This window comes from Brevundimonas sp. UBA4553, from assembly GCF_002387245.1.
GTDB lineage: Bacteria > Pseudomonadota > Alphaproteobacteria > Caulobacterales > Caulobacteraceae > Brevundimonas.
The window spans coordinates 68,250-79,615 of record NZ_DGLD01000016.1 but is presented as its reverse complement, the minus strand read 5'-3'; the positions used below and the strand labels follow the sequence as shown (position 1 = coordinate 79,615).

Genomic DNA, 11,366 nt, shown 5'->3' with positions numbered 1-11,366 from the left:
GGGGCGGCCTTTTTGCTGTGCAGGATGGTCTGGCGAGCAGCCCTACTGGCCGCGCCCGCCATCGACAAAGGCCTTGATAGAGGCCGAGTTGGCGCCGTCCGCGCGGGCGCCTTCGCAGACGATGGGCTGGATATAGGCGATCAGGCTGTTGGGGCGAATATCATCCCAGGGGGCGTCGGCTTCGGGATAGCGCTCCACCTGGGCGCCGTCAGGGCCGTATTCGGTTTCGGCGACGATGCGCGCCTGGCTGGCGGCGCAACGGAACTGATACTCGTCGATCTTGTGGCTGTAGTCGCCGGCGGGCGTTTGCGTGGAGACACGGGCCACACGGACCTCCGTGGTGTCGCCCACGGTGGCGATGGCGCTGACGTCGGCCAGATAGACCAGTCGAGCGTTGCGCGAGAAGGCGTTCCATTCCTCGGCTGAGGCGGCGCCCGCAAAGGCGACGGCAGCGGTGGCGAGAACGGCGGTCAGAATGATTGGCTTCATCGGATCCTCCCCAGGATCGGGTGAGTTCACACCCAAAACGTTGCGACTTCAACTGGCTCTTTATGCCGACTATTCGCCGCGATCCACCACTAGGCTGGCCCCATGACGCGCATCATTCTGAGCCTGTTGTTCCTGTTGTGGGGGCCGACGCTGGCCCTGGCGGCGAGCCCGGCGGCCTTCCAGTCCGATCGGATCGTGGTCGAAGCGCGGGGCGCGGGCCCGGATGTCATCCTGATCCCGGGTCTGGCCTCCACCTCGGCGGTATGGAAGCGCACCGCAGACTCTCTGGATGATCGTTATCGCGTGCATCTGGTCACCGTGCGCGGATTCGGCGACGTCCCGGCGGGCGGCAATGGCGAGGGTCTGATCAGCGGCCCGGCGGCAGCCGAGATCCGGCGCTATATGGCCGAAGCGGGCCTGACGCGACCGGCCGTCATCGGCCATTCCATGGGCGGTCAGATCGCCCTTCGGGTTGCAGCTGACTCCGGCCAGCGCGTGGGCCGGGTCATGGTGGTGGACGCTTCGCCCTTTTTCCCGTCGCTGATCAGCGCGGGCGCGACGACGGGGGATGTCGAGCCTCTGGCGCGGCTGGCCTATCAGGGGCTACTGCTGTTCGGAGACGAGGCGCTGAAGACCCAGGCCGGGAGCATGGGAGCCGACATGGGCGGCGCCGCCGACAGCCTGTTCGGCACCCTGGGATGGCAGGGCGGAGACCGCCGAACCCTGGCGCAAGGCCTCTATGAGGTGATGACGGTGGACCTGCGGTCGCGGCTGCCCGCGATTACAGCACCGGTCACCGTCGTCTATGGCTGGAGCGCCGACGACCGCAGTCCACGCAGCCACATCGACGGCCTGTTCCGCGCCGGCTACCGCTCGCTGCGGACGCCCGCCGCCTTCGAGCGCATTGAAGGGGCGGAGCATATGGTCATGATCGACCAGCCGCGCCGTTTTCAGGCGGCGGTCGAACGCTTCCTGCGCTAAGGCTTCAGTCCGGCTGAAGCCGGCGGATGGACGCCAGCAGGGCGGCGTCATCGCTCATGTCGCCCTCAATGACATAGAACGGCCTTTGCGGCTCGTTGCTGCCCCGCGCGCGACCGCGATAGACCTTCATCGGCAAGGCGATCTGAGCCAGGCCGCTGGGCAGGATCGGATTGCGGGTGTCCATATAGACGGTGTCGGCTGAGGTCTCGCGTCCGACCTGGAGCGCGCCCGCGGCCTTCCACAGATCGACGGCGTCGAGACAGGCCGAGCCGCAGCGGGAATCCGTCAGGACATAGACGCGGCCCGCCATCAGTTGCGGCGCGGCGGGCGGCGGGGCGGCGTCCGCCGGGGCTTCCTCATTGGCGCTGCGCCAATAGACCTGACCAGCGGCCTGGGCCGCTTTCATGCCGTTCACGGCGTTCTCGGCCCAGGCGATATACTCCGGCGAGCCGTTGGAGGCGCGAAGCTGGCCGAGGAAGTCGGAAATCTGGGCGATGTTGCCGTCCGAGGCGCGCCACTCAACCGCCGTGGCTGTCGGCTCGACGTGGGCGATCATCCAGTCGTCGCCCCACAGGATCTGGGCCATCAGCTCGCTCCAGTGCGAGGAGCCGCCGCCGTTGCCGCGCAGGTCCAACACCACATAGGGGGCCAGACGCAGGGCGCCCTGCTTTGTCTTCATGTCGGCGATCAGGGCGGTCAGTCTGGCGTGAACCTCGCCGGAAGGATCGCCGTTGAACGACGGGGTCGAGATCCACATGCCGCCGTCATCGAAATGCCTGAGGCCGAAGTCGCTGGAGGCGGTCTGGGTCAGTCTGGCCCGGCGAGCGTAGATGTCCTCGGGCGTGGCGCGCCAGTCCAGGACGTAGGTGCGGGTCGCACCGTCGACGTCGAAGCGGCACTGACGCATCTCGTCGATCCAGGGGTTGTGCGCACTGAGGAACTGCCAGTCGCCGTAGAGGACGCGCTGGGCTTCCAGGAACCAGCGACCGCGGAACTGGCCGACACGCTGTTCGGCCAAAGCTTCAGCGCCGACGCCGTCGCAGTCGAGCAGTCGCGCGCCCAGAGGCGGGGTCGAGGCATCGGCGGGGTCGCGGTCCGCCACCACCTGATCGGCGCCGCGATAGATGGTCAGGAAACCGGGCCAGCGCGTGGAGAAGCCGTAGTTCGGCTGGGTGATGTTGATGCCGACGTGGCCGTCTTCGAAGCTGGCGACATAGGCCCGCAGAGCCCACCACCAGCCGCCGGCGTCCGTGGTCGAGCGAGCCCGCTCCAGCGCCACGGTCAGACCCTGGTCGAGGCGAGGCCGGAAGGCGGGGTTGAGCGGATCATGCGTGCCGGGATGGCTGTCGACCATGATGTCGTGGAGGCCGGTCGCATCCTGGATAAGGGTCGTGGACCAGTCGCGGGGAAGGTCCATCGACCTGGGCGCGTCAGCTTCGCTCGGCGCTTCCTGAGCCTGGGCGGCGCTCGCGGCCATCAGCAGGGCGTGGCCCGCCACCAGATGTCGTTGCATGTCCTGTTCCCCGTTCCGCCTCGGACCTTGGGGGCAGGGGTGACAGCACGAGGAAGGTCGCGCCAGTTAAGCTTTGGTCATGGCCTTGCATCAGCCACTGGACCGCGTTCGTTAAACGCGTCTAGGGAAGGGAAGGAGCGAGGGGGCGTCATGGGGCTGAATTCAAGGATCGGGTGCGCGCTGGCGACCGCGCTGACCGTGGCGGGATGCGTGACGACCGTCGATCCGGTGGTGCGCAACGCGCCTCTGAAGGCGGCCTTCGCCGAACCGGTTGAAAGCCTGCGGACACGAAGCGACAACGGCGATCGTCACGCCCAGTACGCCCTGTCCTTCCTGATGCAGACCGGCCTGCGCGGAGTGGAAAAGGATGCGCTGGGGGCGGAGGCCCTACGCGCGCGGGCCGGCGAGACGCGCACCCAGGCGATGCCGATCTATGTGCCTGGCGTGAACGGCAATCCGGGTTCGACCATCATGACCCAGATCAGCTCGCCCGGCGTCAGCGACGCCGAGGCCCGCCGCCTGGACGCCTGCGGCGCCATGTTGTTGCTGGGCGAACCGGCCATGGGCGGGGCGATCTGCGGCTCGCCCGAGGCCTATATCGATTTGCTGCCCGCCGGCGCGGCCGTTCGCGAGGAGATGGTGCGAAAGACCCTGAGCGCGGGCGATAGCGTGGACCCCGCCACGGTCAGCGATTGCGCGGCGACCGACGCCCTATGGGGCGATGCAGCCTTCCGCATCACCATGGGCGACCATGCAGGCGCCGCGGCGGCCAGCGACCGGATCATCGCCCTGTGCGGCGAGGGGCGGCCTTCGTGGCACGCGCGGGTCATGCGCGCCCAGATTCATCTCGACGCCGGAGAGCCGGACGCCGCCGTGACCGTGATGGCACCTGTGCCTCGGCCCGCGCCGGCGCCGATCGGCGCCTTCGCCAGCCAGGTGGTCATGGCCGCCGAGGCCCAGCGCGAGGACTGGGTCGGCTATCGTCGTGAACGCGACGCGCTGACGGCGGCCTCGGTCACGGCCCTGCGCGCCGAGCCGGCGACGCGGATATTGGAAACGTTTGCGGTGTCGGGCGGAAGCGCCGAACTGTTTGCGCGCGACGGCGCCCTGTTCCCGGGGCTGGAAGGAGAGATGGTCGTCCTGACTACGCTGACGGACGAGCGGGCCGCGCCTCGCGCGATCTGGTTGACGCGTCGGGACGGTTTCGTGGGCCAGGAGGCGGTCTGGTTCCTGGACGAGTATCGCTGCGACGGTCGTTCGACCCTGACGCATTTCAACGCCCGCCCCTCGACGGCGGCGGTGCGCGAGCATGTCGAGCGTCGCATGAACGGAACGCTGGAACCTATGTCGAGCAGCAGTCAGAGCGGGCTTGGACCGGCCAGCGCCTGCCGCTGGCCGGTGCAGGTGGCGCCGGGGCTGGGCGACGACCCGGTCGTGCTGGCGCGCGAGGCGGATCAGGCTGCGGCCGAAAGCGCCTCCAGCACGCCCTTGCCGTAGCGTTCCAGCTTGCCGGCGCCGACGCCGGAGATGCGGCCGAGGGCGTCGAGGTTGCGGGGCTCGCTGAGGGCGATCTCGACCAGGGTCTTGTCCTGGAAGATGACATAGGGGGGGACATGCTGCTCGGCGGCGCGGTCGCGGCGCCAGGCGCGCAGGACCTCGAAGCGGGCGCGGACGTCTGTGTCCAGGGCTTCGGCGGCCAGGTTGCGGCCGGCGTTGCGGCGCGGGCGTTCGGTCTCGACCACGCGGACCGGGGCCTTGCGCACCTGAATGGGACGTTCGCCGCGATAGACGGCGCGGACAGCGTCAGAGTCGCCCAACTGGATGATGGGCTTGCCCTCGTTCGGGTCCTCGACCAGAAGGCCCTCGAACAGCAGGTGATCGATGACGTCGCGCCAGGCGGTCAGCGACAGGTCGGCGCCGATGCCCCAGGTAGAGAGATTCGACTCCCAGTTCTGGACGTCCTTGGTCTTGGCCAGCAGGTGGTCGACCACGCGGGTTCGGCCAAAGCGTTCGCCCAGACGCTGCACCGCCGCCAGGGCCTTCTGCGCCGGAACCACGGCGTCGAAGGTGGCGGGCGGGTCGCCGCAGATATCGCAGACGCCGCAGGGCGCAGCGTCGGTCTCGCCGAAGTAGCGGCGCACGGCCTGAGGGCGGCAGACGGCGCCGTCCAGCATGGCGAACAGCTGGCGCACCTTGCGGGTCTGGACCTGCTTGACCTCCTCGGCCATGGGGCGACCTTCGAGGCGGCGCAGTGACCAGGCGATGTCGGAAGGGCCGTAGAGGGTGATGCCCTCGGCGGGTTCGCCGTCGCGTCCGGCGCGGCCGATCTCCTGCCAGTAGGCTTCCAGTGAACCCGGCGGGTCGGCGTGGATGACGAAGCGGACGTCGGGCTTGTCCACCCCCATGCCGAAGGCGATCGTGGCGACCATGACGGCCCCGTCTTCGGCCAGGAACCGTTCCAGCCGCCGGTCGCGGTCCTTGGCGTCGAAGCCGGCGTGATAGGCGATGGCGTTGGTGCCGGCGTCGCGCAGGGTTTGCGCCACGCGCTCGCAGCCGTCGCGGCTGCCGCAATAGACTACGCCCGACTTGCCACGCCGCTCGCGCACCAGCTCGACCACGGCGGCGTCGGTGCGGGCGCGCGAGCCGTTGATCTTGCGCTCGGCGGACAGCTGCAGGTTCGGGCGGGCGAAGCTGTCGACGAAGACGCGGGCCTCGCCCAGACGCAGGGAGGCGAGGATGTCGTCGCGCGTGCGGGCGTCGGCGGTGGCGGTGACGGCGATGCGCGGGACGCCGGGGAAGATCTCGGCCAGACGGCCCAGCGAGCGATAATCGGGGCGGAAGTCGTGGCCCCACTGACTGACGCAGTGGGCCTCGTCGATGGCGATCAGGCTGAGGTCGATCTCGGACAGCCGCTCCAGCATGGAGCCGGCGGCCAGGCCTTCGGGCGAGACGTAGAGCAGGTCCAGTTCGCCGGAGCGCGCGGCGCGCCAGATGGCGGAGCGTTCCTCCATCGGCACGCCGGAATCGAGGCGGGCGGCGGCCACGCCCTGCTGCTTGAGGGCCTCGACCTGATCGGTCATCAGGGCGATCAGCGGCGACACCACCAGACCGACGCCGGGGCGCAGGATGGCGGGGATCTGATAGCAGACGCTCTTGCCGCCGCCGGTCGGCAGCACGGCCATGACATCGCGTCCGGCCAGAACCTCGGCCACGACATGGGCTTGCAGGCCGCGGAAGTCGGCGTGCCCCCACACCCGTCCCAGAACCTCGCGCGCGGCGCTCAGGTCAAGCGGAGCGGCCGAAACGGAAGGGATGGGGTCTGCGAGCATCGGCGGGTTGTGCCTGATCCGTTCCGGGGTGTCACCCTTGCACAGTTCTGCCGTCATCCCGGACGGCCGCAGGCCGATCCGGGACCCAGGCGGAGGGTCATGACGCCGCATCACCGCGAGAGCGGGCGTCTGGGTCCCGGGTTCTGCTGCGCAGCCCCGGGATGACGGGGGCGTGGGCGCTTCGCGAACAGGGAGGAAAGCGTTATAGGCCCGCCCCATGACCACGATCCTTTATGGCCGCCCGCCGGCGGTGTTCGACGTTCCGACCGGCGCCCAGCAGACCTCGCCCCTGATCCCTGGCTCGATTTCGCTGGAAGACCTCGCTCCCGGTTCGGTGGACGAGGCGATGATCTATGCTCCGCCCGGCGTGGTGGAACGGCGCTATACCCTGGCCATGGCGCTGCGCGCGCTGAAGGTCGGCGGACGCCTCGACGTCATGGCGCACAAGAGCAAGGGCGGCTCGCGTCTGGGCAAGGAGTTGAAGGATTTTGGTCTGGAAGTCGGCGAGACCGCCAAGGCCCACCATCGCCGCTGCGTCGTCACCCGGCCCGAGAGCATAAATGGTCTGGATGCGGCCATTGCAGCGGGCGGGCTGCGACAGGTCGAGGGGCTGGAAGCCTGGTCTCAACCCGGCGTCTTCGCCTGGGACCGGGTCGATCCGGGCACGGCCCTGCTGGCCGAGGTCATGCCGCCGCTGAAGGGGGCGGGCGCCGATCTGGGCTGCGGTTTCGGGGCGCTGTCGCTTGTGGCGCTGCGCTCGCCGGCGGTGACGTCCTTGCGTCTGGTCGACATCGACCGGCGCGCCATCGCGGCGGCGAAGAAGAACGTCGAGGACCCGCGCGCCGCCTTTGAATGGGCCGATGTGCGCACCCTGGCGACCGAGGGCGAGCTGAATTTCATCGTCAGCAATCCGCCCTTCCATGACGGCGGGACCGAGGACCGGCGCCTGGGCCAGAACTTCATCCGTCAGGCGGCGGCCCTGCTGAAGACCGGCGGCGTGCTGTGGCTAGTGGCCAATCGGCACCTGCCCTACGAGGCCGAGCTGAACGCGGCCTTCAAGCGGGTCAAGCCGCTGCTCGACAAGGGCGGCTACAAGATCTTTGAGGCGGTGAAGTAGGTGGCGGCCAAGACCCCCACGAGCCGCGTGGACAAGCTGCTCGGTTCGATGGGCTACGGCTCTCGGACCGAGATGGCGCGGATGGGCAAGGCGGGCGGCATCGTGCTGGACGGCGCCGATCTGACCGACGTGTCCAAGCGCATCCCGGTGACGCCCGACCTGCCGACGCGGATGGAGATCGACGGCGAGCCGCTGGACCCTGTGGCCGGTCTGGTCATGCTGCTGAACAAGCCGCTGGGCATGACCTGTTCGCGCAAGGAAGACGGGGCGCTGGTCTATGACATCCTGCCGGATCGGTGGAAGCGTCGCGATCCGGCCATCTCGACCATCGGGCGGCTGGACAAGCAGACCTCGGGCCTGCTGCTGCTGACCGACGACGGCGACCTGCTGCATCGGGTGATTTCGCCCAAGCGCCACGTGGCCAAGGTCTATCGCGCGACGCTGGCGCGGCCTCTGACCGGGACCGAAGGCGCGCTGTTCGCCTCGGGCGACCTGGTGCTGGAGGGCGAGGACAAGCCGCTGTCGCCCGCCATTCTCGAGGTGGTGTCGCCGACCGAGGCCCTGCTGACGGTGACCGAAGGTCGCTATCATCAGGTGCGCCGCATGTTCGCCGCCGCCGGCAACCACGTCGAGGCCCTGCACCGCGAGCGGCTGGGCGGCCTGGTCCTGCCGGACGATTTGACGCCGGGCCAATGGCGACTGCTGACGTCGGAAGAGATCGAGCTGATCTTCGCGGAACCGGCGTAGGGCTGAGGATTTAAGGCTCCGCTTTCCAGCGGAGACCTCCATGACCGCCGTGACCCCGAAACGCGACCTGCGCACCGGCCGTTCGCTATGGGCCGACAGTTCCGGCCTGGGCGTGCCTGCCCGGCCTCTGGGCGAGGCGGTGGTCTGTGACGTGGCGGTGGTCGGGGCCGGGATCAGCGGCGCCTTCATGGCCCATGAGTTAAGCCGGGATCATGCGGTCGTGGTGCTGGACCGCCGTCCGCCCCTGACCGGCTCGACCATGGCTTCGACGGCCATGCTGCAATGGGAGATCGACCTGCCTCTGACCCTCCTGTCGCAACGGATCGGGCCGGACAAGGCGCATCGCGCCTATCGCCGCTCATGGGCGGCGGTTGGGGCGTTGAAAAGGATCGTGGCGGATGAAGGCATACGCTGTGGTCTGAAAGACAAGGCGGCGCTCTATCTGGCCGGCGACGCCTATGGCCGTCGAGCGCTGGACCTGGAAGCCGAGGCGCGGACGGCGCTCGGCTTGGACAGCGTCTTTCTGGGCCCCTCCAACCTAGGAGAGCAGTTCGGAATCGACCGCACTGGCGCGATCCTCAGCCAGGGAGCGGCGAGCGCCGATCCGGCGCGCCTGGCGGCCGGGCTGCTGCGCCGAGCGGCGACAGCGGGCGCACGGATATTCTCTCCGGTCGAGGCGCTTCAGGCGGCCAGCGATCCCGAGGGCGTGACCCTGCTGACTGATGCAGGGCACGCGGTGCGGGCGCGTCAGGTCGTCTTCTGCTGCGGCTATGAGTTTCCCAGAGGCGTGCCGACCCCGGGCGCAGAAGTGATCTCGACCTGGGCGCTGGCGACCAACCCACGCGTCCGATGCCCGGCGTGGCTGCGCGACACTCTGGTCTGGGAGGGCTCCGACCCCTACCTCTACTTGCGCATGGGCGGCGACGGGCGGCTGATCGCAGGCGGCGAGGACGAGGCTGATCCCGAGGCGCACGCGGATCCGAAGAAGCTGAAACGCAAATGCGCGGCCATCGCCGACAAGCTGCGTCGTCTGTTGCCGGCGGTGGAATTCGAGGTGGACTACGCCTGGGCGGGGGCGTTCGGTGAAAGCGCCACGGGCCTGCCGTCCATCGCCCCCGTACCCGACCTGGACCACGCCTGGGCGGTCATGGGTTTTGGCGGCAACGGCATCACCTATTCCGTCATCGCCAGCCAGATCGTTGGAGCGGCGCTCCGCGGTGGCGCGGACGCCGACGCCGACCTGTATCGGCTGTGATCCGTCTTGCCGGCTTGACCCCGCGCCCGCGCTCGCGCACCTCCATTCCATGACCTTGGCCAAGATCTGCGGACTGACGACGCCCGAGACGCTGGAGGCGGCGCTGCACGGCGGCGCGGCCTTTGTCGGGGCGGTGGTGTTCGAGAAGAGCCCGCGCCACATTCCGCCGCTGCACGCCGCGACCCTGTTCGACCGGGCGCGGAAACGGGCCAAGATCGTCGCCGTGCTGGTCGATCCCGACGACGCCCTGCTGACCGAGGTGGGGCTGATCCTGCGGCCCGACCTGATCCAACTGCATGGCCACGAGACGCCCGAGCGCGCGGCCGAGGTGCGGCGGTTGACGGGGGCGGGGATCATCAAGGCCCTGCCGATCCGGACAGGGGCTGACTTCGCCAGCGTGCCCGACTGGGCCGGTGTGGCCGACCATCTGCTGTTCGACGCCAGGCCGCCTGAGGGTTCGCACCTGCCCGGCGGGGTGGGCGCTTCGTTCGACTGGGCGCTGATGCAGGATCGGACGTTGCCGGCACACTGGTTCCTCGCAGGTGGGCTGGATCCGCAAAATGTCACCGAGGCGGTGCGGATTTCGGGGGCGCCCTTGGTCGATGTCTCCTCTGGCGTCGAAAGCGCGCCCGGTGTTAAGGACCGTGACCTGATCCACGCCTTCCTCAAGGCCGTATCCCGGTCCTGATTTCGTCGCCTTCCCGCGAAAGACTGCCGCTCGTGAACGCAATCCTCCCGAATTCTTACGCTTGGCCTGACGCCGAGGGCCGCTTCGGTCCCTATGGCGGCCGCTTCGTGCCCGAGACCTTGATGCCGCTGATTCACGAGCTGAATGCGGCCTATGAGGCGGCCAGGGCCGACCCCAGCTTCCAGGCCGAGCTGGACGGCTTCCTGACCCACTATGTCGGTCGCGAGAGCCCGCTCTATTTCGCCGAGCGCCTGACCGACCATTTCGGCGGGGCCAAGATCTGGTTGAAGCGCGAGGACCTGAACCACACGGGCGCGCACAAGATCAACAACTGCATGGGCCAGATCCTGCTGGCCCGCCGCATGGGCAAGACGCGGATCATCGCCGAGACCGGCGCGGGTCAGCACGGCGTGGCCTCGGCCACCGTCTGCGCCCGTTTCGGCCTGCCCTGCACCGTCTATATGGGCGCGGTCGACGTCGAACGTCAGCAGCCCAACGTCTTCCGCATGAAGCTGCTGGGGGCCGAGGTAGAAGCCGTGACGGCGGGAGCGGCGACGCTGAAGGACGCCATGAACGAGGCGATGCGTGACTGGGTCACCAACGTCGAGGACACCTATTACATTATCGGCACGGCGGCGGGCCCGGCCCCCTATCCGGCCATGGTGCGCGACTTCCAATCGGTCATCGGCAAGGAGATCAGGCGACAGTCGCGGGATCAGATCGGCCGTCTTCCTGACGCCGTAGTGGCCTGCATCGGCGGCGGCTCCAACGCCATCGGCGCCATGCACCCCTTCATCGAGGACGAGGGCGTGCGCCTGATCGGCGTCGAGGCGGCGGGCCATGGTCTGGACACGCCCGAACACGCGGCCAGCCTGAAGGGCGGCCGCCCCGGCGTGCTGCACGGCAACCGCACCTATCTTTTGCAGGACGCCGACGGTCAGATCCTGGAGGGTCACTCGATCTCTGCCGGTCTGGACTACCCGGGCATCGGTCCTGAGCACGCCTGGCTGAACGATCTGGGGCGCGGCGAATACCTGTCGGCCACCGACGACGAGGCGCTGGAGGCCTTCCAGATGCTGTCGAGGCTGGAAGGCATCATCCCGGCGCTGGAGCCCTCGCACGCGCTCGCCCGCATCGGCGAAGTCGCGAAGGAGGTCGGCAAGGGCGGCGACGTCGTGCTGGTCCTGTCGGGGCGAGGCGACAAGGACATTTTCACCGTGGCCAAACACCTGGGCGTGGAGCTTTGA

The 11,366-nt window shown here is 68.9% G+C and carries 10 protein-coding genes; 7 read left to right on the top strand and 3 right to left on the bottom strand.

The genetic code is table 11. From position 1 onward, the window contains the following. Nucleotides 1-42: 42 nt before the first annotated feature. On the bottom strand, nucleotides 43-489 hold the full coding sequence (locus B4A39_RS11145) for a surface-adhesin E family protein (RefSeq protein ID WP_292036571.1): 447 nt from the start codon (nucleotides 487-489) through the stop codon (nucleotides 43-45). A gap of 102 nt (nucleotides 490-591) precedes the next feature. Between B4A39_RS11145 and B4A39_RS11140 the strand changes: the two genes are divergently transcribed. Next, nucleotides 592-1,470, top strand: coding sequence for an alpha/beta fold hydrolase (locus B4A39_RS11140; protein ID WP_292036570.1), 879 nt, complete (start codon nucleotides 592-594; stop codon nucleotides 1,468-1,470). A gap of 4 nt (nucleotides 1,471-1,474) precedes the next feature. Here B4A39_RS11140 and B4A39_RS11135 read toward each other — a convergent pair whose 3' ends face one another. Beyond that, nucleotides 1,475-2,983 carry a S41 family peptidase gene (locus tag B4A39_RS11135; protein ID WP_292036569.1) on the bottom strand — a complete coding sequence of 503 codons (1,509 nt, stop codon included), beginning with the start codon at nucleotides 2,981-2,983 and terminating at the stop codon, nucleotides 1,475-1,477. Between the two features lie 150 nt (nucleotides 2,984-3,133). Here B4A39_RS11135 and B4A39_RS11130 point away from each other — a divergent pair, with 150 nt between their 5' ends. Beyond that, entirely contained in the window at nucleotides 3,134-4,480 is a 1,347-nt protein-coding gene (locus B4A39_RS11130) for a hypothetical protein (protein WP_292036568.1), read from the top strand. Here the strand turns inward: B4A39_RS11130 and recQ are convergent. Then, the gene (gene recQ, locus B4A39_RS11125; protein WP_292036573.1) at nucleotides 4,438-6,312 is read right to left on the bottom strand and encodes a DNA helicase RecQ; all 1,875 of its coding nucleotides are present in this window, start codon (nucleotides 6,310-6,312) and stop codon (nucleotides 4,438-4,440) included. The two genes, B4A39_RS11130 and recQ, sit on opposite strands and share 43 nt — an antisense overlap. A 217-nt stretch (nucleotides 6,313-6,529) precedes the next feature. Here recQ and B4A39_RS11120 point away from each other — a divergent pair, with 217 nt between their 5' ends. Genes B4A39_RS11120 through trpB form a run of 5 tightly spaced genes read left to right on the top strand, consistent with a single transcriptional unit; the run spans nucleotide 6,530 to nucleotide 11,366 of the window. Next, nucleotides 6,530-7,429: a class I SAM-dependent methyltransferase gene (locus B4A39_RS11120; protein ID WP_292036567.1), complete on the top strand. Its 900-nt coding sequence runs from the start codon at nucleotides 6,530-6,532 to the stop codon at nucleotides 7,427-7,429. Beyond that, nucleotides 7,430-8,176: a pseudouridine synthase gene (locus B4A39_RS11115; protein ID WP_292036566.1), complete on the top strand. Its 747-nt coding sequence runs from the start codon at nucleotides 7,430-7,432 to the stop codon at nucleotides 8,174-8,176. A 40-nt stretch (nucleotides 8,177-8,216) separates the two neighbouring features. Beyond that, the gene (locus B4A39_RS11110; RefSeq protein ID WP_292036565.1) at nucleotides 8,217-9,431 is read left to right on the top strand and encodes an NAD(P)/FAD-dependent oxidoreductase; all 1,215 of its coding nucleotides are present in this window, start codon (nucleotides 8,217-8,219) and stop codon (nucleotides 9,429-9,431) included. Between the two features lie 49 nt (nucleotides 9,432-9,480). Then, nucleotides 9,481-10,119 (top strand): phosphoribosylanthranilate isomerase, encoded by a 639-nt coding sequence (locus B4A39_RS11105; protein WP_292036564.1) that lies wholly within the window; start codon nucleotides 9,481-9,483, stop codon nucleotides 10,117-10,119. Nucleotides 10,120-10,151: 32 nt separating this feature from the next. After that, on the top strand, nucleotides 10,152-11,366 hold the full coding sequence (gene trpB / locus B4A39_RS11100) for a tryptophan synthase subunit beta (RefSeq protein WP_292036563.1): 1,215 nt from the start codon (nucleotides 10,152-10,154) through the stop codon (nucleotides 11,364-11,366).